20 protein-coding genes are annotated in these 24,091 nt (G+C 70.5%); 14 read left to right on the forward strand and 6 right to left on the reverse strand.

The window, feature by feature from the left end:
* The first annotated feature begins 44 nt into the window (after nt 1–44).
* Nucleotides 45–947, forward strand: coding sequence for an alpha/beta hydrolase (locus JOE48_RS03840; RefSeq protein ID WP_210027812.1), 903 nt, complete (start codon nt 45–47; stop codon nt 945–947).
* A 127-nt stretch (nt 948–1,074) separates the two neighbouring features.
* Complete coding sequence (locus tag JOE48_RS03845; RefSeq protein ID WP_210027814.1) at nt 1,075–2,400, forward strand: O-antigen ligase; 1,326 nt, start codon at nt 1,075–1,077, stop codon at nt 2,398–2,400.
* A gap of 28 nt (nt 2,401–2,428) precedes the next feature.
* Here the strand turns inward: JOE48_RS03845 and JOE48_RS03850 are convergent, their stop codons facing one another.
* Both JOE48_RS03850 and JOE48_RS03855 read right to left on the reverse strand, forming a co-directional pair.
* A complete protein-coding gene (locus JOE48_RS03850; RefSeq protein WP_210027822.1) occupies nt 2,429–4,186 on the reverse strand; it encodes a PQQ-binding-like beta-propeller repeat protein in 1,758 nt (585 codons plus the stop codon).
* Between the two features lie 74 nt (nt 4,187–4,260).
* Nucleotides 4,261–4,788, reverse strand: coding sequence for an ankyrin repeat domain-containing protein (locus JOE48_RS03855; protein ID WP_210027824.1), 528 nt, complete (start codon nt 4,786–4,788; stop codon nt 4,261–4,263).
* A 138-nt stretch (nt 4,789–4,926) separates the two neighbouring features.
* On the opposite strand from JOE48_RS03855, the gene JOE48_RS03860 reads away from it, so the two are divergent.
* Nucleotides 4,927–5,145 (forward strand): hypothetical protein, encoded by a 219-nt coding sequence (locus JOE48_RS03860; RefSeq protein WP_210027826.1) that lies wholly within the window; start codon nt 4,927–4,929, stop codon nt 5,143–5,145.
* Between the two features lie 15 nt (nt 5,146–5,160).
* Here JOE48_RS03860 and uvrB read toward each other — a convergent pair whose 3' ends face one another.
* On the reverse strand, nt 5,161–7,905 hold the full coding sequence (gene uvrB, locus JOE48_RS03865) for an excinuclease ABC subunit UvrB (protein ID WP_210027828.1): 2,745 nt from the start codon (nt 7,903–7,905) through the stop codon (nt 5,161–5,163).
* Nucleotides 7,906–8,206: 301 nt separating this feature from the next.
* Here uvrB and JOE48_RS03870 point away from each other — a divergent pair, with 301 nt between their 5' ends.
* From JOE48_RS03870 to JOE48_RS03900, 7 genes are all read left to right on the forward strand, one after another.
* Nucleotides 8,207–8,824, forward strand: a complete 618-nt coding sequence (locus JOE48_RS03870) for a hypothetical protein (protein WP_210027837.1) — start codon at nt 8,207–8,209, stop codon at nt 8,822–8,824.
* A complete protein-coding gene (locus JOE48_RS03875) occupies nt 8,811–9,200 on the forward strand; it encodes a transcriptional regulator (RefSeq protein WP_210027839.1) in 390 nt (129 codons plus the stop codon). The genes JOE48_RS03870 and JOE48_RS03875 overlap by 14 nt, the downstream gene beginning before the upstream one ends.
* A gap of 77 nt (nt 9,201–9,277) precedes the next feature.
* Entirely contained in the window at nt 9,278–10,003 is a 726-nt protein-coding gene (locus tag JOE48_RS03880) for a di-trans,poly-cis-decaprenylcistransferase (RefSeq protein WP_210027841.1), read from the forward strand.
* Nucleotides 10,004–10,045: 42 nt separating this feature from the next.
* On the forward strand, nt 10,046–11,269 hold the full coding sequence (gene coaBC, locus JOE48_RS03885) for a bifunctional phosphopantothenoylcysteine decarboxylase/phosphopantothenate--cysteine ligase CoaBC (RefSeq protein ID WP_210027848.1): 1,224 nt from the start codon (nt 10,046–10,048) through the stop codon (nt 11,267–11,269).
* A gap of 108 nt (nt 11,270–11,377) precedes the next feature.
* Nucleotides 11,378–11,794: an FKBP-type peptidyl-prolyl cis-trans isomerase gene (locus JOE48_RS03890; protein ID WP_210027850.1), complete on the forward strand. Its 417-nt coding sequence runs from the start codon at nt 11,378–11,380 to the stop codon at nt 11,792–11,794.
* 35 nt (nt 11,795–11,829) lie between these two features.
* On the forward strand, nt 11,830–13,200 hold the full coding sequence (locus tag JOE48_RS03895; protein WP_210027852.1) for a Wadjet anti-phage system protein JetA family protein: 1,371 nt from the start codon (nt 11,830–11,832) through the stop codon (nt 13,198–13,200).
* Nucleotides 13,193–13,819, forward strand: coding sequence for a DUF4194 domain-containing protein (locus JOE48_RS03900; protein ID WP_210027854.1), 627 nt, complete (start codon nt 13,193–13,195; stop codon nt 13,817–13,819). Before JOE48_RS03895 ends, JOE48_RS03900 begins: the two co-directional genes overlap by 8 nt.
* A 69-nt stretch (nt 13,820–13,888) precedes the next feature.
* Here the strand turns inward: JOE48_RS03900 and JOE48_RS03905 are convergent, their stop codons facing one another.
* Nucleotides 13,889–15,565, reverse strand: a complete 1,677-nt coding sequence (locus JOE48_RS03905) for a methyl-accepting chemotaxis protein (RefSeq protein ID WP_210035547.1) — start codon at nt 15,563–15,565, stop codon at nt 13,889–13,891.
* Nucleotides 15,566–15,741: 176 nt separating this feature from the next.
* Between JOE48_RS03905 and JOE48_RS03910 the strand changes: the two genes are divergently transcribed.
* Nucleotides 15,742–19,179, forward strand: coding sequence for an SbcC/MukB-like Walker B domain-containing protein (locus tag JOE48_RS03910; protein ID WP_210027856.1), 3,438 nt, complete (start codon nt 15,742–15,744; stop codon nt 19,177–19,179).
* Between the two features lie 69 nt (nt 19,180–19,248).
* On the opposite strand, the gene JOE48_RS03915 is transcribed toward JOE48_RS03910, so the two are convergent.
* Entirely contained in the window at nt 19,249–19,464 is a 216-nt protein-coding gene (locus JOE48_RS03915) for a hypothetical protein (RefSeq protein WP_192708701.1), read from the reverse strand.
* Between the two features lie 403 nt (nt 19,465–19,867).
* Between JOE48_RS03915 and JOE48_RS03920 the strand changes: the two genes are divergently transcribed.
* The 3 genes from JOE48_RS03920 to JOE48_RS03930 are packed head-to-tail and all read left to right on the forward strand — an operon-like array spanning nt 19,868 to nt 22,008.
* A complete protein-coding gene (locus tag JOE48_RS03920; protein ID WP_210027858.1) occupies nt 19,868–20,998 on the forward strand; it encodes a S1C family serine protease in 1,131 nt (376 codons plus the stop codon).
* Nucleotides 20,995–21,243 (forward strand): hypothetical protein, encoded by a 249-nt coding sequence (locus JOE48_RS03925; RefSeq protein ID WP_210027860.1) that lies wholly within the window; start codon nt 20,995–20,997, stop codon nt 21,241–21,243. The genes JOE48_RS03920 and JOE48_RS03925 overlap by 4 nt, the downstream gene beginning before the upstream one ends.
* Before the next feature lie 3 nt (nt 21,244–21,246).
* On the forward strand, nt 21,247–22,008 hold the full coding sequence (locus JOE48_RS03930; RefSeq protein ID WP_210027862.1) for a DnaJ domain-containing protein: 762 nt from the start codon (nt 21,247–21,249) through the stop codon (nt 22,006–22,008).
* An 88-nt stretch (nt 22,009–22,096) separates the two neighbouring features.
* On the opposite strand, the gene JOE48_RS03935 is transcribed toward JOE48_RS03930, so the two are convergent.
* Entirely contained in the window at nt 22,097–23,566 is a 1,470-nt protein-coding gene (locus JOE48_RS03935; RefSeq protein ID WP_210027864.1) for a D-alanyl-D-alanine carboxypeptidase, read from the reverse strand.
* Nucleotides 23,567–24,091 lie beyond the last annotated feature (525 nt).

The raw sequence follows: 24,091 nt of genomic DNA on the forward strand, positions 1-24,091 counted from the left end.
TGAGCCCGATGCGGTATGACCCGGTCGGGACAACCGGATGGGATATGACACGTCTGCTCACCGCGCTCGCTAGCCTCCTCTGCCTCGGGCTTGCCGCGTTCGGCTTCACCGCCGCCTCGCCGCTTGCCCTGTTCGACGCGATCGGTCCGCGCGATCCGGGTGGCCGCCTCGCGGCGAAGGACCAGCCCTTCGGCGCGGGACCGCGGCGGCAGCTCGACGTGTACGTCCCGACGGCGGCCGCCGAGAACGCGCCTGTGCTGGTGTTCTTCTACGGCGGCTCCTGGCAGAGCGGCTCCAAGGACGACTACGCCTTCGTCGGGCACGCGCTCGCCGCACAGGGCTTCGTCACGGTGCTGCCCGATTACCGGCTCTATCCGGACGCGCCCTTCCCGGGTTTCCTGGAGGACGGTGCCGCGGCCGTGGCCTGGGTCCGCGACAATATCACGGCCTACGGCGGCGACCCTCGCCGCATCGTGCTGGCCGGCCACTCCGCGGGCGCCTACAACGCCCTGATGCTCGGCCTCGATCCGCGCTACGTGACCGCGGCCGGCGTCGATCCCAAGGTGATCAAGGCCGTCGCAGGCCTTTCAGGTCCCTACGACTTCCTGCCCCTCGACCAGGATACCACCCTCAAGGTGTTCGGGGACGCGCCCGACAAGGCCGCGACGCAGCCCGGGACTTTCGTCGGCCCGCTCTCGCCGCCCGCCTTCCTGGCGACCGGCGACGCCGACACGGTGGTGAAGCCCCGGCACACGGTCAGCCTGGCCGCCAAGCTGCGCGCCGAGCACGTTCCAGTCCAGGAGCGGATCTATTCCGGGCTCGACCACAAGGATACGCTCCTGGCGCTCTCCGTGACCTTTCGCTCCAAGGCGCCGGAGCTCTCCGAGATGGCGTCCTTCCTGATGCGGCAATCGGCCGGGCGCTCGCAGTACACGATGCGGCGCTGAGCAGCGTGCCTCGGCGTCAAGGTTATCACGCGATCGTCGGGGCTAAGCTTTGATTGCCCATCGCCCTGGATCCGTCATCCGCTAGAATGGTCAGAGCCGCAGGTTGCGGCTTTCGCGGTGGGACGGAATGGCTTCTGCGGACGCGGCAACCGGGATCCGGGTTCAGGAGCGGCAGCGCGGCACCGCGGCTTCCGATGTGCCGGACGTGCTGCGCGTTCTCCTGAACGGCGCGGTCTTCGTGCTGCTCTGGAATCACATCTGGCTCGTCGACCTGTCCGACCGGTCAATCCTGGCGGCCTCCGAGGAGGGCAGCCTTCTCACTCAGGCGCTCTTTCTCTCGGCCGGTGTCGCCATGGTTGCGGCCATCCATCGGATCGGCTTCCGGCATCTGCGGCCGCTGGCGACGGGCCCCCTCCTGCTGTGCGCCGTCTGGCTGGGCGGGACGGCGCTCCTTTCCATCGAGCCGAGCCTGTCGCTGCGACGGCTGGCGCTGTTCGCCATCGCCGCCCTGCTCTCGGCGGGCGTGCTGATCGTGGCCCGCTCTCCGCGGCAACTCGCCCTGACCATGGCCGGGGCCGCGCTGGTGATCGTGCTGTCGTGCTACCTCGCGGTCGCCTTCGTCCCGAACCTCGCCATCCACTCGGCCTTCGACGTCAATTCCGACCCGAGCCATCCGGGGCTCTGGCGCGGGATCTTCCCGCAGAAGAACGAGGCCGGCGCCGCCATGGTCATCCTGGTGGTCGTCGGGCTCTACGTCGCGCGGGTGGCGAGCCGCGTCCTCGGCTGGGGCATCGTGCTGCTGGCCGCCGGATTCCTGATCGCGAGCGGCTCCAAGACCGCGATCCTGCTCCTGCCGGTGATCCTCGCCATCACGGGCCTGTGCCAGATCCTCACCGGCGGGGTCACGCGGACGCTGCTGCTGCTCGGACCGATCGTCGGATTCTCGCTGATCTCGATCGGCTCGGTCCTGGTGCCGTCGATCCAGGATGCCGTCGGGGCGCTCCTCACCAACGCCACCTTCACGGGGCGCAGCGAGATCTGGCAGTTCGCCATCGACAACATCCTCGTCCGCCCCTGGCGCGGCTGGGGGCTCGGCGCGTTCTGGATGACCGAGCGGACCATGTATGGCGGCTCGGAGGAGCTGACCTGGGTCAACACCGTCGATCACGCCCACAACGCCTATCTCGACACGGCCTTGATCGGCGGCCTGCCGTTCCTGGCCCTGACCGTGGTGGCGTTCGTGCTCGCGCCCATGCGCGACCTTCAGCGCGTGGCGGGCGGAACCCGCCTCGACGCGGAGACGATGCTGTTCCTGCGGCTGTGGTTCCTGGGGCTGGTCTCGGCGTCGTTCGAGACGGTGCTGTACAATGGCAACAACGCCACCTGCTGCATGTTCATGATGGCGGTGTTCGGCCTGCGCCTGCGCACGCGCTACGCGATCGCTGCCGACTGACCTGCTCGCGGGGCGGGCTCCGCCGCGGTCAGTCGGGCAGCGCGAAGACCAGCAGCGCGTCGCCGGTGCCGAAGCCCGACGCCTTGGTGAAGGACGCGCCGCCCGCCGCGACCGCCAGGAACTGCTTGCCGTCCAGCGCGTAGGTCATCGCCGGCCCGCTGATGCCGGCCCCGCACTGGAAGCGCCAGAGCACCCGGCCGTCGCGCGCATCGTGCGCATCGAGATGCCCGTCCTCCTCCCCGGAGAAGACGAGGCCGCCGGCGGTCGCCAGCGTGCCCCCCGACAAACGGCTCGGCGACCGAACCGACCACGCAATCCTGCCGCCGTCGCCGAGATCGACGGCCGTCAGGGTGCTGAAGGACGGCTCACCTTTGGCCTCCCCGGTCTCGGTGTAGCGGATCTCCGGCCGCCCGGCGGCGGCCGGCACTGTCTTCACCGTGTAGGTGGTCGCCCCGTGGCGGACCTGCACGTAGGCACGCTGGCCGTCATAGGCGGTGGGTGGCCACGACACGGCGCCGAGGGGACCGGGTGCCACCAGCGTGCCCTGCGCCGTCGGGGGTGAAAACAGGTTCTTCTGGTCGACGAGCGGTGCCGAGCGCTCGATCAGCCTGCCGGTGGCGCGGTCGTGGACATAGATCCAACCGGTCTTGCTCGCCGAGGCCACGGCCTTGGCGCCGCCGGGCCCATCGAGCAGGAACGGCGGCGCGGCGACATCGTAGCCCCACTCGTCGTGCGGGACCTGCTGATAGTACCAGCGCAACTTGCCGGTCTTCACGTCGAGGGCCACCAGGCACATCGTGTAGAGGTTGTCGCCCGGTCGCGAGAGACCGAAATTCTGCGGGGCCGGGTTGCCGGTGCCGAGGAAGATCAGGCCGAGATCCGCGTCGTAGGCGGGCGTCATCCAGAGGGAGCCGCCGCCGACCCGCCAGGCGTCGCGATTGGCCGGCGCGGCTGCCTTCTCGGCGGCGATGTCGCGGTGGAGCGGCGTGCCGTCTGCGGTCTTCTCGACGAAGCCGCCCTCCCAACCTTCCGACGGCGTGACGTACCAGCGCCAGCGCTCCTCGCCCGTCTTGGCATCGTAGGCGGCGAGCCAGCCGCGCCGCCCGTATCCGCCCTCGATCCCGACCACCGCGCCGCCGTCGAGACCACCAGCCTCGTCCTCGATGTGAAGGCCGTAGCCCGCGCCGGTCACGCCGACGATCACCAGCCCGTCGGCGACCAGCGGCGGCATCTTGAAGCCGAGCCGGCTCGATCCCTGCACGGGCTTGCCGCCGAGCGTCGCGGTGAGGCCAGAGGCGGTTTCGCTCTCGCCCTCCTCCGGGCGCACCGCCTCCTTGTCCCAGACGATCGTGCCAGACTTCGCGTCGAGGGCGATCAGCCGCCCGTCCATGGTCGCCTCGAAGACGAGGCCTCCGGATACAGCGAGTCCGCGGTTCGAGGGCGGCCCGAAGATTTTTTCCGTGCGCGGCTTGTGCGTGTAGGTCCAGTGCGGCTTGCCGGTCTTCGCGTCGAGGGCCGCGACGTTGTTCTGCGTGGTGGAGAGATAGAGCGTTCCGTCCACCATCACGGGCTGGGCCTGGAAGTAGCCGGTGATCCCGGTCTGGAAGATCCAGGCAGGGCGCAGCCGGGCGACGCTGTCGCGGTCGATCTGGGCGAGTTCGGAGAAGTTGCGGTTGCTGGGGTCGTGGCCGAAGGTGGGCCAGGGCGTCTCGGCGGCGGATGCAATGCCGAAGGACGTGATCTGGACGAGGCAGGCCAGCGCGATGCTTCCGAGGGATCGCTGCAAGATTCTGCTCCCGGGTGAGGCGCCAGTCGCGCCCGTACGTGTCGGCTCAACGCTGCAGCGCTTGGCGAAGTGCACTACCGACGCCCCGCCTGGTCGAGCTGCCCCGGCGTCGCCTGCGCGCCCATGGCCAGGGCCATGTCGGCGGCGCTCTGGCCGGCGGCGTCGCGGCGATCCGGGTCGGCACCGTGCTGGAGGAGGAGATCGACCATCTCGGTCCGGTCGAACATCGCCGCCGTCATCAGGGCCGTGCGGCTGCCGCTGCCGGTCCCGTCCACCGCGGCCCCGTGCTGGAGCAGCAGCCGCGCCACCGCCAGATCGTTCTTGAAGGCGGCGCCGGCCAGTGGCGTCTGGCCGCGGTCGTTGGCGAGTTCCGGGTCGCCGCCGGCCTCCAGGATCACCCGCGTGGCCTCCGCCTGGCCGTTATAGGCGGCCAGCATCAGCAGGCTGTCGCCCTTGTCGTTGCGCAGGTTCGCCGGCAGGCCCTGGGAGAACAGCTCGGCGAGCGCCTCCGCATGGCCCATCCGCGCGTACTGGAACACCCGGGCCGCGAAGGCCAGGGTCTCGTCATCGAGGGCCGGGGGCGTGTTCGTCTCGGATGCCATCGTGTGCTCGTCTCTCGCCGGCGGCTGATCTGGGCCGGTGCGGTATGGGCGTCCAGGGCCGCCGGGAACAGTTTCGTTGGGTTGCTCGTTGCAGCCGCCAACCGGGCCGATACGTCCCGGCGCTTCCGGAGCGCGACGATGCCCCGACCCTTCGAGCCTTTCGCCGACGCGCTGCGCACCGCGCGCGACATCGTTCGGGAGCGCGGAGGTGCGGTGGCCCAGGCGGCCGTGCAGGCCGATTCTCGCGCCTACGACGAAGCGTGCAACGCCCTGGTCGTCCGGATCGCCCAGGCGATCGTCGATGCGGGCGAGGCCGCGACGACGCATCGCCAGGGCCGGGATCACGAGGCCGCTTGAGACGGAGACGGCCGGTCAACCCCGCCGTCCGCCGCCGCCCTTGTATTTGGGCTTCTGCCCACCGAGCCCCTGCGTCGAGCGCGGCTTCGGCCGCTCCTGCCAGACCGGCGCCGTGCCGCCCACGGGCAGCTCCCGGTCGGTCCCCGGACCCATGTTGTCGAGGTCGGGCTTGGCGATACGGCTGCCCCCTGCCCCGCGCGGCGCCTTCCGTCCGAACTTGCCGGCCTCGCGCTCCACATCGCTCTGCCGGGCCATTGGGTCATCGGAAACCAGCAGTTCAGTCGCCTGAAGCCGCTTGAGCTCGTCCCGCAGCCGGGCCGCCTCCTCGAAATCGAGGTCGGCGGCAGCAGCCCGCATCCGCTTCTCGAGGTCCGCCATCACGGCCTTGAGGTTGTGGCCGACCGTGATCGCATCCTTGGCCAGCCCGGTATCGACCTGGACGTGGTCGCGCTCGAACACGCTGCTGAGGATGTCGGCGATGCCGCGCTTCACGCTCTGCGGCGTGATCCCGTGCTCTTCGTTGTAGGCGAGCTGCTTGGCGCGACGCCGCTCGGTCTCGGCCATCGCCCGCTCCATCGAGCCGGTGATGTTGTCCGCGTACAGGATGCAGCGCGCGTCGGCGTTGCGGGCGGCGCGGCCGATGGTCTGGATCAGCGAGGTTTCCGACCGGAGGAAGCCTTCCTTGTCGGCGTCGAGGATCGCCACGAGGGCGCATTCCGGGATGTCGAGGCCCTCGCGCAGCAGGTTGATGCCGATCAGTACATCGAAGGCGCCGAGCCGCAGGTCGCGGATGATCTCGATCCGCTCCAGCGTGTCGATGTCGGAGTGCATGTAGCGCACCCGCACGCTGTTCTCGTGCAGATACTCGGTGAGATCCTCGGCCATGCGCTTGGTCAGCGTGGTCACCAGCGTCCGGTATCCGGCCTGCGCCACGTCCCGAACCTCGCCCAGCAGGTCGTCCACCTGGCTGCGGGCCGGGCGAATCTCGATCACCGGATCGACGAGGCCGGTCGGGCGGATGACCTGCTCGGCGAACACGCCGCCGGTCTGCTCCATCTCCCACTTGCCTGGCGTCGCCGAGACGTGGACCGTCATCGGACGCATCGCGTCCCATTCCTCGAAGCGGAGCGGGCGATTGTCCAGGCAGGAGGGCAGCCGGAAGCCGTACTCGGCGAGCGTCGCCTTGCGGCGGAAGTCGCCCCGGTACATGCCGCCGATCTGCGGCACGGTGACATGGCTCTCGTCGGTGAACACGAGCGCGTTGTCGGGCAGGTACTCGAACAGGGTCGGCGGCGGCTCGCCGGGTTTCCGGCCGGTGAGGTAGCGGGAATAGTTCTCGATGCCGTTGCAAGCGCCGGTGGCCTCGATCATCTCGATGTCGAAGGTGCAGCGCTGATCGATGCGCTGGGCCTCGATCAGCCGGCCCATCTTGGTCAGCTCCTCGATCCGGCCGTTCAGCTCGGTCTTGATGCCCTTGATCGCCTGCTGCAGCGTCGGCCGCGGCGTCACGTAGTGCGAGTTGGCGTAGACCTTCACGAATTTCAGCTCGGAGAGGGTCTTGCCGGTGAGCGGATCGAACTCGACGATGCTCTCGATCTCGTCGCCGAACAGGCCGATCCGCCAGCCGCGATCCTCCAAGTGGGCGGGCCACAGCTCGATCGAATCGCCCCGCACTCGGAAGGTGCCGCGGGCGAAATCCGACTGGATGCGCTTGTATTGCAGGGCGACGAGGTCGGCGATGAGCTGGCGCTGCTCGATGCGCTCGCCGAGGGACACGGTGAACGACATCGCCGTGTAGGTCTCGACCGAGCCGATACCGTAGATGCACGAGACCGAGGCGACGATGATGACGTCGTCCCGTTCCAGCAGCGCACGGGTGGCGGAATGGCGCATCCGGTCGATCTGCTCGTTGATCGACGATTCTTTCTCGATGAATGTGTCGGAGCGCGGGACGTAGGCCTCGGGCTGGTAATAGTCGTAGTAGGAGACGAAATATTCGACGGCGTTGTCGGGGAAGAACGACTTGAACTCCCCGTAGAGCTGCGCGGCCAGCGTCTTGTTGGGCGCCAGGATCAGGGCGGGACGCTGCGTCTCCTCGATGATCTTGGCCATCGTGAAGGTCTTGCCCGAGCCGGTGACGCCGAGCAGGACCTGATCGCGCTCATGAGCCTGCACGCCGGAGACCAGTTCGGCGATGGCCTTCGGTTGGTCGCCGGCCGGCGTAAACTCCGATTTCAGCGTGAACCTGAGGCCGCCCTCGGATTTCTGCGGCCGCTCCGGCCGGTGCGGCACCCAGGTCTGACCGTCCTTGAACAGCGGGTTGCCCTCGGTGAGCAGGCGCTCCAGGGCCGAGACGGTCGCCGAGGCGCCGCCGTCGCCGCCGGGATCCGGCAGGTCGGCGCCCTCCGGCACCGGGCCGTCCTCGGGCGGGGTCAAGCCGAGGGCCTGAGCGAGGCGCGGATCGACATCCGCCGCGTCACCCAGGGCGTAGCCGGCCTGCGGGGCCTCCGCGAAGCCGTCGCGGGCGATCTCTGCCCGGCGCGTGGCCGCCTTGCTGTCGCCCTTGCCGGTGCGCCCTTTCACCTTGCCCGGCCGCGCGGGCGGCTCAGGGGGCGGATCGATCGGAGCCAGCCGATTGCGGTTGAGCGCCGGGTTCAGCAACTCGGCCAGATAGGTATCGAGGGGCTTCAACTCGGGCTTCGACGCCTTGGCGGACGAGGCCGTGACGGAAGCGGCGCGCGATTTCTTCGGAGCGGGCATGACACCAATATGGGCCCGGCGCCCGCCGCGAGAAACCCTTTTCGGCGTGGAGTTTTGCCACTTCCATCGGCACCGTGGCCGATCCCGCCGGCGCGCCATGCCCGCGACCCCAGCGGAAATCCTTCATTCGGATGGCGAAACGAGCGCCGCCGATGAGTAGCGTCCGCATCGACGCGGAGGCGCATCGTTGGCTCAATATTGAGACATTCCGCCGCTTGGGGTCCATCAACCGGCTTGCAGCGCTCGTGCCGGGCGGATACTTTGCGCGACAAAGCATGATGCAGCCCGGGGCATGTGGCACATGCAGGACTTGGACAAGGCGCTGGCCGATATCGTGGCGATCCGCTCGCAGATCGCCCGAGACACGGCGTTTCGCGGACTCGGGGCTGCGACGGTTGCAGCCACCGGCGGCCTCGCCCTGGCCTGCGCCGCCGGTCAGGCTCTCTGGCTCGGTGACCCGGCCGCACGAATCGGGACGTTCTTCGGCGTGTGGATCGCGGTTGCCCTGGTGGCGTTCGCGTTGGTTGGCATCGAGGCTGTCCGGCGCAGCCGCCGCCTGCATTCTGGGCTGGCCGACGCGATGGTGTGGAACGCCATCGAGGTCTTTCTGCCGGCTGCCGGTGCAGGCGCCTGTCTCGCCCTGGTGATCGCGCGATTCGCGCCCGGCGAGGTCTGGATGCTGCCGGGCCTCTGGCAAGTCCTGGTCGGGCTCGGCCTGTTCGCGTCGGCGCGCATCCTGCCGCGGGCCGTCCAGGGCGTCGGCGCTTGGTACCTGCTGGCCGGGCTCGCCGTGCTGGCGATCTCGGCCGAGACGCGAGCCCTCTCTCCCTGGACAATGGGCCTGCCCTTCTTGGTCGGTCAGGTCTGGCTGGCCTGTATCCTCCATCGCGGCGCCCGGGCCTTCGATGACGATTTCTGACCGCACCGACGGGCGCTTTTCATACGAGGGGCTCGACAGAACCATCCACGAGCGGGCGCGCCTGAGCGTACTCACATCGCTGGTCGCGCATCCGAAGGGCCTGCCCTTCCCGGATCTCAAGCGTTTGTGCGGGCTCACGGACGGCAACCTGAGTCGGCATCTCGCTGTGCTGAGCGAGGCCGATCTTGTCAGTCTGGAGAAGGGCTCCGCGCATAACCGGCCGCAGACGGTGTGTCGTCTGACGGCGACCGGGCGTCAGCGCTTCATCGGTTATCTCGGCGTCCTCGAACAGGTCGTCCGGGATGCCGCGAAGGCCGCTGATTCGAGCACCGAAACCGGGCTGCGCAGCCTGGATCCGGCCACGAAAACGGTGTGAGACCGCACAATTCCCCACGGATTGTTAACCATAATCCGACAAACCTTGGCGAAACGCCCATGCCGGGAGACTTTACGATGCAAAGCGAAGCGGTGCCGAGGGCCCTGCACGCCGCGATCATCATGGACGGCAACGGGCGTTGGGCGACGCAGCGCGGGCTTCCCCGGCTGGCGGGGCATCACCGCGGCGTGGAGGCGATCCGGCGCACCGCCGAGGCGTGTCCGGATCTCGGGATCGGCACCCTGACGCTCTACGCGTTCTCGGCGGACAATTGGCAGCGCCCGGCCGAGGAGGTCGGGGGTCTGATGCGGCTTCTGCGCTCCTACCTGCGCAACGAGACGCAGCGCTTGGCGCGCACCGGCACGCGTCTCAGCGTCGTCGGCCGGCGCGACCGGCTGCCGGACGGCATTTCCGAGGCGATCGCTGCGGCGGAGGCGGCGACGGCCTCGGGCAACCGCCTGCACCTGCGGATCTGCGTCGACTACTCCGCCCGCGACGCGATCATCGCCGCCGCGCAGCGCCTGCAGAGCCAAGAGGGCCTCACGCGGGAGAGTTTCGGCGCGGTGGTGGCGGGCGCGATGCACGGTTCACCGGTCGACGTCGACCTGCTGATCCGGACAGGCGGCGAACAGCGGCTCTCGGATTTCATGCTGTGGGAGGCGGCCTACGCCGAGCTGCACTTCACCGAGCGGATGTGGCCCGATTTCGGTCCCGACGACCTCGCCGCCGCCGTGGCCGAGTTCACCCGCCGCGAGCGCCGGTTCGGCGGCCTCAAGGCGCCCGCCGTCCCGGCCGCGGCCTGAGTGCGGCTTGACGCGCGCGCGCGGCCGCGCAGAGGGTCCGGCATGACCGAGACCCTCGCCAACCGCCGTGTTCTCCTCATTATCGGCGGGGGCATCGCGGCCTATAAGGCCCTCGATCTGATCCGGCGTCTGCGCGAGCGGGGCGCCAGCGTCTGCCCGGTTCTCACCGCGGGGGCTCAGGAATTCGTCACGCCTCTGGCGGCGGCGGCGCTGGCCGGCGAGCGGGCCCATACCGACCTGTTCGACCGGGCCTCGGAGGCGGAGATCGGCCATATCAAGCTTGCCCGCCAGGCCGATGCGGTTGTGGTTGCGCCCGCCACTGCCAACCTGATGGCCCGCCTCGCGGGCGGCCACGCCGCCGATCTGGCGACCACTGTGCTCCTGGCCACGACCCTGCCGATCCTGATCGCGCCCGCCATGAACGTGCAGATGTGGGCGCACCCGGCCACACGACGCAACCTCGCGACCCTGGAGGGCGACGGCGTGCGCGTGATCGGCCCGAATGCCGGTCGCATGGCGGAGGCCGAAACCGGCCCCGGACGCATGGCCGAGCCCAACGAGATCGCCGATGCGCTGGAGACGATGCTGGGCGCCGATGGCGCTGCGCGGCCCCTCGCCGGCCGAAAGGTGCTTGTGACCTCCGGCCCCACCCACGAGCCGATCGACCCTGTGCGCTATCTCGCCAACCGCTCGTCGGGCCGCCAGGGCCATGCCATCGCGGAAGCGGCCGCGCGGGCCGGCGCCGTCGTGACCCTGGTCTCCGGGCCGGTGACGATCTCCGATCCGCCGGGCGTGACCGTGGTGCGGGTCGAGACTGCCCGCGAGATGCTGGCAGCCGTCGAGGCGGCGCTTCCGGCCGACATCGCCATCTTTGCCGCGGCCGTGGCTGATTGGCGGCCGGAGCACGAGGCCGGGACGAAGAAGATCAAGAAGGACGGCAGCGGCCCCGCCCCGCTCCCGCTCGCCGAGAATCCCGACATCCTCGCGACGGTTGCGCGGATGCCGTCGGGCCGCCCGCCACTCGTCGTCGGGTTCGCCGCGGAAACCGATGCGGTGCTGGATCACGCCCGCGCGAAGATCGCCCGCAAGGGCTGCGATCTGATCGTGGCCAACGACGTCTCGGCCGAGGGCGGCGTGATGGGCGGCGTCGACAACGCCGTCCATCTGATCCGCCGGGATGGCGCGGTGGAATCCTGGCCACGTCTCGGCAAGGATGAGGTCGCCCGCCGGCTGGTGCTGCATCTGGCCGCGATGCTGGACGGCTGACCGTCACCGCACATGAGGGGCATCAGAACCTCCCTGGCCTCGACCGACGTGAGCCGATAGAAGCGCTCCGACGGTCGGCGCGTACGGCGCCGGCTCCAGGGAGAAACCATGCCTCGCCTGTCCCTCATCGCCGGAGCCGCGTTGATCGCCATGAGCACAGCCGCCAATGCCGAGACCGTCACCCTGCCCTCCGGCCTGCAGTACCAGGACGAGGTCGTCGGGACCGGGCCTGAGCCCAAGGCCGGCCAGCAGGTCACCGTCCAGTACACCGGCTGGCTCGACGAGGGCGGCAAGAAGGGCAAGAAGTTCGACTCCTCCCGCGACCGCAACCAGCCCTTCAGCTTCCCCCTCGGCGCCGGCCAGGTGATCAAGGGCTGGGACGAGGGCGTCGCCACCATGAAGACCGGCGGCAAACGCACCCTGATCATCCCGCCGCAGCTCGGCTACGGCGCCCGGGGCGCCGGCGGCGTGATCCCGCCGAACGCCACCCTGATCTTCGACGTCGAGCTCCTCGGCGCGAAGTAACGGCCCGGCTGCGCGACGGCGAGAGTCTCAAAAGAATGCTGTTCGCGCAGCTGCCCGACGAGCTGTTCAAGCCGCTCGCGGCTCCGAGCCGCGGCTTCAATGCGGCCCTTCTCCTGCACCTGCATCGGCGCGTCCTCGGGGCTGAGCCGGTGCGCAAGGCCGAGTTGCTCGCCGAGATCGGCGACTTCGCCGTGGGCTGGAGCGATCCGGAAGTCAGCGGCGATGAGCCGATCTCGGCCGATCCCGCGGAGCGCCGGACCGCGCTCTACCGGCGCCTCCTCGACACCGGCTGGCTGATCGAGCGCCGGGAGCGCTACGTGCCGGTGGTGGAGTTCGATCCCGAGGCGCGGCTTCTCCTGGAAGAGCTGTCCCGGCTCGAACGGGGCGAGACCCGCTCCTACGGCGGTGCCGTTCTGGAGGTGCTGGGCGGGCTGGAGAGCGCTCTCTCGGATCCGGCGAACCGCTCGGAGGCCCTGTCCAACGCCGCCCGGGCCGCCGCCGCCTTCCTGTCGCACGTGCGCGGGCTCGCCGCCGGCATGCGCAAGGTCGAGGAGCGGATCCTGCGCGAGTCGGACCGGGCCAAGACCTTCCGGCTGTTCTTCGAGGATTTCGTCGAGCGCCACCTGATCAGCGATTACAGGACGCTGCACACGCGCTTCAACCCGTTCCGGTTCCGCGCCAGCGTGGTGCGCGAGGCGGGCCGGGCGCTGCGCGACGCGCTCACCCTGCGGGCCCTGGCCGAGGGCCTGATCCGCGAAGGCCGCAGCGCCGATCTCGACACGGCGCAGCGGGCGGTCCGGGCCGACTTGGCCCAGATCCTCTCGGTGTTCGAGGGGCTCGACAACCATCTCGACGCCGTCGACGCCGTTGTGGCGCGCCTGGAGCGCCGGATCGGCGCCGCCCTGCACGTCATGGACCGCCCGGATCCGAGCGGGCTCGAGCGCGTCGCCGCGATGCTGCGGGCGGTCGGCGGTTCGGAGATCGCGCCCGACGTGCCGGCCGACATCTCCCAGCTGCGACCACCCATCGGCCACGCGCATCTCCAGGCGCCGCGGGCGCGCAAGAGCGCGATCGACATGGAGCCCCTGCCCGATCTGGAGGATGATCCCGTGGTGGACGCCTTCGCGGCCGCCAAGGCGGAGTTCCGGCGCCGCACCACCGTGACGCCCGAGAGCATGACCGCGTTCGTGGAGGCGCGGCTCGGCAAGGCCGTGCGGCTGCGCGGGTCGCAGATCGTCATCGCGGGTGTCGACGACTTCGTCGTGTTCCAGCGCCTGCGCGAGATCGACGTTCTGTTCGACGCGCGGCTCGGCGAGCGCTACGCCGTCACGCGCCTGCCGGAGCGGGTGGTCAACGGCTGGCTCGACTGCCCGGATTTCCTCTTGGAGCGACGTCCCCGTGCTTGAGGGCTTCCGCGCCATCATCGACGGTGACGAGCCGCCGCCTCCCGGCGCCCGGGCGCCCGACGCCGAGGAACTCAGCCGCGCGCTCCAGGTGCTGTTGAAGGGACAGGTGATCTACGCGGACACGCAGGGGATCGGCCGCTCCTACGAGCTCGCCCGGCACTACGCGCCGTTCTTCACCGACTATTTCGCCTGCCTCGGCTACGCGCTCACGGTCTCGCACCGCGACCAGATGGTCTCGCTGAGCCCGTCGGCGGACGCGCCGCGCCACGACATCGTCTCGGAGCGCCTGCGCAAGGACGAGACCCTTGTGCTTCTGGCGCTTCGGCTCCTGTATGAGGAGGGCCTGCGCGACCACCGCGCCGGCACCGACGGCATCGTCGCGTGCACCACCGACGAGATCGTCGAGAAGATCCGGACCGTGGCGCGCAACGAGCCGCCCGAGGAGGGCCGGCTCGCCGACATCCTGCGCATGTACGCCAAGCGCGGCGGGCTGCGGCTTGGCGAGCGCGACCGGGTCGAGCGGGTCACGCCGCTGTCGCTCCTGCCAGGGCTCGCCGTGCTGGCCTCGGATGCATGGCTGGAGCGCCTGCGGGCCTGGTCCGAGGCCGGCGAGGCCTGAGGCCGGCGCCTGTCGACGACGGGGGCAACCGGGCTCCTCACCCGCAAGCCCCCGCTCGCCGGTTTCCGCTCAGGCCGCCCGGACGGTCGCCAGAAAGCGCTCGACCTCGCTGCCGAGATGGGCGGCCTGGCGGGCCATTTCGGACGCCGAGGCCAGCACCTGGGCGGCTGCCGCGCCAGTCTCCTCGGCGGCCCCGGCGACGCCGCTCACGTTGGCGGTGACGGCGTCCGTCCCGGTCGCGGCCTCGGCGACATTGCGGACGATCTCCTGGGTGGCCGCGCCCTGCTCCTCCACGGCGGCCGCGATCGAGTTCGCCATGCCGCTGATCTCGCGGATGCGCCCGGCGATCCCGCCGATCGCCTGGACGGCCTGTCCGGTCGAGCCCTGGATCTGCCCGATCTGCGCGGAGATCTCGGCGGTGGCCTTGGCGGTCTGGTCGGCGAGCGCCTTGACCTCGGAGGCGACGACCGCAAAGCCCTTGCCCGCCGCGCCGGCGCGCGCCGCCTCGATGGTGGCGTTGAGCGCCAGCAGGTTGGTCTGGCTCGCGATGGCGGAGATCAGGTCGACGACCTCCCCGACCCGCCGCGCCGCCGCACTCAGCTCCTGGACCAACTGGGCGGTCGCGCCGGCCTCCTGGACGGCGGCCTGCGCGAGGTCTGCGGAGGAGCCGACCTGGCGCCCGATCTCGTTGACCGAGGAGCCGAGTTCCTCGGCCGCGGCGGCCACCGTCGTCACGTTGGTCGAGGCCTCCTCGGCGGCCGCGGCCGCGCTGGTCGACTGGCCGGCGGTCTGCGTCGCGGTCGCGGTCAGGCTTTGGGCGGTGGCCTGAAGCTGGGTCGCCGCGGCGGTGACGGAGCCGACGATGCCGCCGACACTCGCCTCGAACCGATCGGCCAATTCCTGCGCTGCCTGCCGGCGCTGCGCCTCGGCACCGGCTCGGGCGAGCGCGGTCTCAGCCTCCAGGGCACGGCCATGCAGCAGGTTCTGCTTGAACACGTCCACGGTCGCCGACATGTTGCCGATCTCGTCCCGCCGCTGGGCGAAGGGCACCGCGGCCTCCGTGTCGCCGTCCGCGAGGCGCCGCATGGCCTGCGTCATGGCTGCCAGCGGGCGCGACACGCCGACGAAGGCGTAGAGCATCGCGCCGAGGGCGATCAGCACGGTGACGACCAGGATGGTCACGGTGGCCTGGACGGCTTCCGTCTGGCTCCGGCGGGCGACCTGCCCGGCGGCCGCGCCGGTCTTGATATTGAGGTCGGCGAGGGCCCGGGTGGCGGTCGAGGCCGCCAGATAATTGGCATTCATCGGACCGCGGAAATAGGCGAGCGCCTGCTCGTGCGCGTCGGCCGGGAAAGCCCGCAACCGGTCCCAGTCCTTTTCCTGGGCTGCGAGCTTGGTCAGCAGATCCTCGTAGATGGCCTGCTCCTCTTTCGAGGCCACCAAGGCACGGTACGCCTCAACCTTCGCTTGGCGGTTGCGGGTCATCTCGTCCGCATTCTTCAGGCTCGTGTCCCGCTCGGCCTGCGTATCTGCCGTGACGTATCGGAACTGCCACAGTCGGGTCCGAAGCACGAAAGTGTTGATGGCCTGGGCTTCGTTGATCGACGGGACGGCGTTGTCGAGAAGCTCCGTCAGTCGCTGATCGACCGCCTGCATCTTGTACAGGGTGACGCCGCCCTGGATCATCGCTGCGAGGAGCAGCATGATGAACAGGCCGCTCAACTTCGTTTTCAGGCTCAGGCGCATCGATCGAAACCGGGTCATCGGGCGAGATCCCAGCGGCATGAGCAAGTTGTGCTAAAATTGTCATAACTTGTGGTCGTGTCCGGCATCCGGGCGGCGACCCGGCCGGCTTGCATACGCGGCCGAACCCGGCCAACTGGGCCGGCCGAATTCCTGCCAACGGTCCAACGCCCGGTCTCGTGTACGTCCTCACCGACATCGCCATCTCGAACTGGTACCTGATTCGCCGCGAGCAGATTCGGCTGCGGGGCGCCGCCGCGCTCGTGGGGCCGACGGGGGCCGGAAAATCGACGATCTTCGACGCGGTCGGCACGGTTCTGGCCGGCAACAATGCCAGCCGTCTCGCCCTCAACGCCTCGGCCTCCGGGCGCAGCGCCCGCACGGTGCGGGATTATTGCCTGGGCTGGATCAGCGACCCGGCGGAGGGCGGTCGCCCGACCCGGGAATCCTGCGAGACCGTGCTGGCCCTCGTGTTCGAGAACCCCGAATCCGGGCGCGTGGTCACGGTCGGGCTGGCGCTGGCGGCGCGCGCCGTCGAGCCGAAGGAGACCGTGCTCTCGCGTTTCATCGCGGTTGGGCACCGGTTCGAAGTCGCCGATTACGCCCGCACCGCGCCGGGCGGAAGCTACACGGCGCCGTGGAGCGAGATCGCCGCGGATCTGCGCGCCCGGGCTTCGAGCTTCACGGAGTACCGCACCTCCGGCGAGCGCTTCACGGCGGATATCCTCGCGACCCTGCGCGAGGGCGCGCTGGCGCCCGAGCCCCGTCATTTCCTGCGCAGCTTCGCCAACGCGGTGGCGTTCAAGCCGATCTTCGACACCAGCGCCTTCGTGCGCGCCTTCGTGCTCGACCCGGAACCGCTGGATGTCGAGCGCGTCCGCCTCTCCATCGCCAACTGGCGGCGCCTCCTGGAGACGATCGCCGAGCTTGAGACACGCCTCGGCCGCTTGCGGCGCCTGCGGGACCGTTACGAGGCCTGGAGCGAGTCGGTGCTCGCCGCGGCGACGCACGACTTGCGCGCGGCGAGCGCCGAGTTGCGCCGCCGCAGCCTCGACCTCATCGCCGTCCGCACGCGCCTGCGCGAGGGCGCCGATACCCTGCGGATTGCCCGCGAGCGTGTCGCCGCGAGCCGCGCCTTCGTGCGCGAGATCGACGGCGAGATCGCCGAGAAGAAGGCGCTCGCCGCCGCGAGTGCCGCGGAGGGGCGGCTCGCCGCCTCGACGCTCGGCCTCTCCATGCTGGAACGGGACCGCAAGGAACTCGCGGGCCGGATCGCCGACCTCGTCGGCCTCGTCGGCCAGATGGGCAAGCTCCAGGCGGTCGCCCCGATCCTGCGCCCGTCCAGCCCGCAAGCGGCGCGGTTGGCCGAGGCCTGTGCGCGGGCCGGCCTGCGCAAGGAATCATCCCCGGAGGAAATCCTGCGCCCCGAGGGGCCACTCGCCGAACTGGTCGAAGGGCTGACGCGGTTGCCCGATTTCGACGAGGCGCTGGAGCGGGCCGCCGAGGATGCCGCCCTCAAGGCGCGCGCCCAGGAGAGCGAGGCGGAACGCACCGCGCCGCGCACCGGCGCCGGGCCGACGGCGCGGCTGTCCTCCGACACGGTGGCGTTCCGCGGCGAGCTGGAGCGGCGCGGCATCGCGGCGGTGCCGATCTGCGAGCTGGCCGAGATCGTCGATCCGACCTGGGGCCCGGCCCTCGAAGCCCTGCTCGGGCGTGCGCGCGAGGCGCTGGTGGTAGCGCCGGACCGGCTGAACGAGGCGCTCGGCGTCCTGCAATCCGGCCGTGATCGGTTCCATCGCTGCATCTTGGTCAAGACCACCGACACCGCCAAGCAGCGGGCGCGCCGCTACGATGACGGGCCGCTCACCGTGATCGAGACCAGAGACCCGCACGCGGAGGCGTTCCTGGGCGTGCGGCTGGGCGGCTACGACCTCGCCCGGGACGATGCCGAGCTCGCCCATCTTACTCGCGCAGTGGCGCCGAGCGGACGGACCACCGCCGGCATGGCCTATTCGGTGACCCGGAGCGTCGACTTGCTGATGACCCGCGGCCAGCGCGGGCCGACCGCCGACAGCCGCCATGCGCACGAGGTCGCGGTCGCGGAGGCGCGTCGGCTGCGCGGCGAGGCGGCCGTTCTGCGCGAGGCGGCCCGCACAGCAGCCGCGATCCGCGCCCGCATCGCCCGAGGTCTCGACGACATCGACACCCTGCGGACCGAGCTGGACGGCCTGGACGGGCGGCGGCGCACGCTTCAGACCGAGCGCGAGGGGATCGAGAAGCGCGACACCGCCGGGCTCACCGCCGAGATCACCGCGCTGAGCGCGGAGCGCGCCGGCTACCTGCGCGAGTTGTCGGAGGAGCTGGAGCCGAAGCTCGACCGCCTGCTCGCCGACGAGGCGGCGCTCCGCGCCCGGCTCGGCCCGGTCCGCGAGGCCGCCCGCGCGGCGCTCGCGGCGCGGCGCGCGGCGCTGCGCCAGCTCACGGGCGGTGATGCCGCCCGGGTGCGGCTCGCGCGCTCCGAGGTGTTCGACGTCGGTATTATCGCCGAGGCACGCCGTGCCCTCGCGGGGCTCGACGCCAAGGCCACCGGGTCGCGGGCGACCACCGAGCGCACCCTCGCCCGGGAAGCGGCCGACGCCGCCCGCGCGCACGGTCGGACCGCCGAGCGTGAGCTGGCGGAGGCCTGCGCCGCCTGGCGGGTCGAGAATCCGCTCAATACCGGCGATGCCCCCGCGATTGACGGGTTTGCCTGGGTCCGGCGGGAATACGAGGCGGTAGAAGGTCACGAGCTACGGCGCTACCGCGCCCAGGCCGAGCGGGCCGAGACCGAGATGCGCCGCCTCATGACCGAGGACCTGCTGACGCGTCTGGCCGACCGGTTCGAGCGCGTCCACGCCAAGCTCGCGGCCCTGAACGAGCGGCTCTCGGCCCGCAGCTTCACCGGGCAGACCTACGCATTCGAGGCGGCGGTGGACCGCCGCTACGCCGCCGTCCACGCGCTCGCCATCGAGACGGCCCGTTCGCCCGAGGCCGCCCAGGCGCTGTTCGCCGGCGAGGCCGAGGGTCCGATGGCGGCAGCGCTGGCGGAGATCACCGCCCTGATCGCCGGCGCGGAGGATGCGGCGCGGCTCGCCGATTACCGCAACTACTTCGTCTACGAGATCGGCATGCGGGACCAAGCGGGTAACCGCACCACCATGTCGGCTCGGGCGCTCCGCGGCTCGGGCGGCGAGGCGCAGGCGCCGTTCTACGTGGCGATCGCGGCTTCCCTGGCGAGCGCCTATTATCCCGGCGACCGGCCCGGCGACGAGAATCCGGGCCTGGGTCTGTGCCTTCTCGATGAGGCGTTCTCGAAGCTCGACGTGCGCAACAGCCAGGCGCTGGTGGATCTCTACCGGGCCTGGGGGCTGCAGCTGCTGATCGCGGCGCCCGAGGACAAGCGCACGACGCTCACCGAGGTGATGGACACCATCGTGACGGTCTACAAGAGCCCGGATCTCACCTCGGTCCGGGTCGAGGCCGAGCACCCGCTCGAGGCCGCCCGGCGGGCGCTGCACGCGATCAACCCCGATCAGGTCGGGATCGAAGGGTTCCGCCACTCGGACGCGGCGGAATGAGCCCTGGGGGCCCGGAGCGGAGCTTTCGCTGCCATCCCCGGTATCCCCGTTGTTCGACCGCTGAGGTCGTCAGTTCAGGTAGGTGCGGATCCAGTTCGGCGAGAGGATCTCGCCCTCCTCGGTGATGATCCATGGCTGCTTGGCCGGGTCGGTCAGGGCACCGGCGGCGGCGGCGATCGCCTCGCGCAGCGTGTCAAAGCGCTCGGGCTGCGCGAGCGGGGCGCTCGCCGGGGCTGTGCGCCAGATCGTCAGATCCGCGGGCCGTTCCAGAGCTTCGGTTTCCATGTGTACGCGTCCTTCCGAACCGTTTTGGACCGTTCAGATCGCCGCCGTCGGCCTGGGCCGAGACGCGGCGGGGATCGATGGTCTGAGCGTCAAAGCAAGCATCTCTGCGGCAGCTTTGCGATCAATTCGGGCGGATTTCGAAGCCAGCATCCGGTGCGAAGGCACGAGGAAAGGCTGAGTCCGGTGTTCCGTCTCCGTCTTGAACACATCCGAGCTGCCGTGGACTTGCGAGAATTGTGGCCCTCGAAAGATGACCATTCCGTTAGCCAGTTTGCGCCCCTCGCCGCCGTGCGCCAGAACACGTCTGAGGCCTGTCGGCTGCGGCGCCTGTCTGTGTTGACGCCCTGAAGCTGAACGCGCACTTAAGACCCGCGCCCGCCCCGGGCCTTCCCTGGAGACGCCCGTGCCGGATCGTACCGTGCGCATCCTCCTCGCCGCGGTCCTGGTCCTGATGGCGCTCTACGTCGCCCAGCCCTACCTGCAACCCCTGCTCTACGCGGCCAACACCCCCCGGGCGGTGACCGCGCGCGGCGATCTCGCGCAGTCGGAGAAGGCCACGGTCGCCCTGTTCGAGCAGGCGAGCCCGTCGGTGGTCCACGTCTTCGCGCAGGGTGCGGCCCAGAACCGCGACCTGCTCGACCTCGACGAGGACGGTGGCGAGCAGGGCAACACCCAGACGGGCACCGGCTTCGTCTGGGACGGCGCCGGCCATATCGTGACCAACACCCACGTGGTTCAGAATGCCGCGCAGAGCGGCGGCTCCGTCTCGGTCCGCCTCAGCGACGGCGCGGTGGTGCCCGCGACACTGGTCGGGATGGCGCCGTCCTACGACTTGGCGGTCCTGCAGCTCGGGCGCGTCACGAACATGCCGCCGCCGCTCGCCATCGGCACCTCGGCGGATCTCAAGGTCGGACAATCGACCTTCGCGATCGGCAACCCGTTCGGCCTCGACCACACGCTGACGACCGGCGTGATTAGCGCCGTCCGCCGCCGGATGCCGACCAGCGAGGGGCGTGAAGTGTCGGGCGTCATCCAGACGGATGCGGCGATCAACCCCGGCAATTCCGGCGGCCCGCTGCTCGATTCCGCCGGCCGGCTGATCGGCGTCAACACCGCCATCGTCTCGCCGTCGGGGGCGAGCGCAGGAATCGGTTTCGCCATCCCGGTTGACGTGGTCAACCGGATCGTGCCGGAACTGATCAAGGCGGGACGCGTGCGCAATCCCGGCATCGGCATCATCGCCGCCCAGGAGGCCGCCACCGCGCGGCTCGGCATTGACGGCGTGGTGATCGTGCGGGTCCTGCCCGGGTCGCCGGCCGCCCAGGCGGGCCTGCGCGGCGTCGATGCCCAGACCGGCGACATCGGCGACGTGATCGTGGAGGCCAATGGCCGCCCGGTCCATCGCCTGGCCGATCTGACGGCGGCCATCGAGGGCGCCGGACTCGGTACGCCCGTGACGCTGAAGGTCGAGCGCGACGGCCGTATCCGACAGGTGCGGGTCACGACCGCGGATGTGGCGGAGAACCGTCGATGAAAACCTCTCTCGTCGCTCTTCTCGTCGGGCTGATGGCCGGGGCCGCACTGGCCGGCGAGCCGCCGCTGCGGTCGCGCCTGTGCCCGGAGAATCTACCCGACGGCGTCCGCCTGCCGCCGCAGCCAGGCTGTGACTCCGTCGCCACCAGGCCGAAGGCGCGGCGTGACGGCGTCTACAATTTCGGCAACGGGACCACCGTGCAGATCGGCGGCCGGGCTTCGGCCGAGTACGGCATGCGGCGCTGAGCGATGGCGCTGCTTGCCGGTCTGCTCGCCTGCCTCACGCTGTGGTGGCTTTCGAAGAGGAGCAACGGTCTCGGCCGGCGCCTGAAGCGTGCCGTCGGCCAAGGGTTCGGCGCCGCCCTCGGCCGCGCGCGGCTGCCGACCTTCGGCGCCTTCGCACTCCTGGCAGCGGGCTTCCTGCTGCTCCGTGGAAACCTCGTCCTCGCGGCGCTTCTCGGCCTTGGCGGCGTCTGGATGATCGAGGGACAAGCCTCGATAACCGAACGGCTCCGCCGCTTCGTCCGGCCGGCCTCCGGCCGAGGCCCCGGTACCCCTCAGGATCGGCGCGTCCGCACGGTTCTGATCGACGCGCTGCTGAACCCGGACGGCAGCCTGCGTACCGGGCAGGTCCTGTCTGGGCCAGATATCGGAGCATGGCTCGAGGCCATGCCCACCGGTGCCGTGGTCGATCTCCTGCAGCTCTGCCGCCTGCGCGACGCTGCGGGTGCCGCCCTGCTAGAGCCGTATCTCGACCGCCGGGCGCCCGGATGGCGTGTACACGCTGAGCGCGATCGAGATCCGCGGCCGGGCCGTCCGCCGAACCCAGGGGCGATGACGCAGGAGGAGGCGTACCAGGTCCTGGGGCTTCAGCGCGGGGCGACCGCTGAGGAGATCCGGTCGGCCCACCGGTCGCTCATGAAGCGCGCCCACCCCGACCAGGGCGGCAGCGCCGAACGGGCGGCGCGCGTCAACGCGGCCCGGGACAGGCTTCTGAGCCGACATCGCTAAACTCCACGCGCGTTGTCAGAGAGTTACCGTATGCAGCCGCGGGCGAACTCCACCGCGGCATCACTGTATCGGCCGGCTTGGGGCGCCGTCAGCTCCGGGTCGCGAAGCAGCTGAAGCCGCTGCGCTTCAGGGCCGAGCAGGCCTCCTGGGCGGAATCCTGCTCGCCGAAGCCCGAGAAGCGGGCGCGGAACAGCGTCGTCCCGCCGTGCTCCACCTTGACCGTATAGGGGGCCGCCTTGGCGAGGCTGCCACCGACCTTGGCGCGCGCCTCCGAGAGCATCGACCGGGCCTTCGTTTCGTCATCCATGGCGCCGAGCTGGATCACCCAGGCGGTGGGCACGACACGGGCGCCGGAGACAGCCTTCGGCGGCTCGTCGCGCTCGACCGACGCCACCCGGGCCGCCGACTTGGTCGCGCCCGGGAACGGCGCCTGCGCGCTGCCGGCGCCGGCATAGGCCTGCGCGGCCTTCGGGATGCCCTGCGGGCCGGGCTTCCAGGTGCCGCCGGGCGTTGTGGTCTTGGACGGGGCGAGCTCGAGCGGCTCGCCGGTTGTGCCCGTGGTCTCGACATCCTCGTCGTCGGCCGAGGCGACCTGCGTGCGCGTCCGCGAGACCGCATCGGCGACCACCGCCGGGCGGGCGCGCTCGGCAACCTCGGTGACCGCAGGTGCGGTCCGCGCACCGGCATAGGCCCGCGGCAGGCTGGAGCGGACGAGGTCGGCCATGATCCGGTCGCGGCTCGCGCCGGACTTCCCTCCGAGCACGATCGCCACGATCTGGTGGCCGTCGGATTTCGCCGCGGTCATCAGGTTGAAGCCGGAATCCCGAGTGTAGCCGGTCTTGATCCCGTCCACGCCCTCGACGTTGCCGAGGAGGTGGTTGTGGTTGCCGATCACCCGGCCGCGGAACGCGAAAGAGCGCGTCTGGAAGTAGCGATAGTAGTGGGGGAATCGGTCCTGGATCGCCCGGGCGAGCACGGTCAGGTCGCGGGCGGTGGTGAGCTGATCCGGGTCCGGCAGGCCCGAGGCGTTGGCGTATTGCGTCCGGCTCATGCCGAGCGCGTGCGCCTTGGCGGTCATCATCTGCGCGAAGCGCTCCTCGGAGCCGGCGATGTTCTCGCCGATCGCGCAGGCCACGTCGTTGGCCGACTTGGTCACGATCGCCTTGATGGCGTTCTCGACCGATATGGTCTGGCCGGGACGCAGGCCGAGCTTCGAGGGCGCTTGGGCGGCGGCATGGGCCGAGATGGTCAGCTCGGAGTCGAGGGCGAACTTGCCGCGCTCCATCTGCTCGAACAACATGTAGAGCGTCATCACCTTGGTGATCGAGGCGGGATGGCGCAGGGCATCCTCGTTGACCGCGTGCAGGGTCTTGCCGCTCTTCACGTCGACGACCATCGCGGCGTAGGGCGGATTGTATCCGCCGCCGGCGCGCGCATGGTGATGGTGGCGACCGCGCCGGGCCTCGGCCGGCGAGGCCAGGGCCGTCAGGAGTGCCGCGGCCGCGAGGGCGGCCGGCAGCACGGGAATCGTCCGGGAGCGGCCTACTACGCTACGCATCACGCCTGACTGCCTCGCGAAACCGGCACGCGCCGGTCATGTCCCTGGGTGATCCGCGCTGATCGCGTGGCCCCGCTGCATCATCGGAGAGTTAGGCAAGTGCGGTTACAGGCCCGTTAATGCGCTCGGCTCGAATGCCGGATCGTGCCGATCCGACGGTCGCTTATCGTCCTTACCGGCCGCAGCTTGACGCTGGCTGACGCGGCACACAAATTCGGATCAGGCCGCGGTTGCCGGCCCGGCTGGGCCGGCGGCGGTCCGGAGATCAGCCATGCCTGCCAAGCTCGGCCGCGCTCGCGAGCGCGGTTCATCGCCAGCGACCGGGCATGCGTGCGCGCCAGCACGCTGGGCATGCGTGGCAAACCTTCCCGGCCGGGCGGACAAGTGCGCACAGGCGTCTGGCGAAGTCGGCTTACCGTCTGTAGATTAACCGAAGCGGAGCCGAGCGCCGCTCCCGGCGAAGCCGAGACAGACGCGGCTTTACGGGCTGGCGACGCCCGCTCCAGTTGAGGGATCGGTTCGACG

Source organism: Methylobacterium sp. PvR107 (assembly GCF_017833295.1).
Taxonomy (GTDB): domain Bacteria; phylum Pseudomonadota; class Alphaproteobacteria; order Rhizobiales; family Beijerinckiaceae; genus Methylobacterium.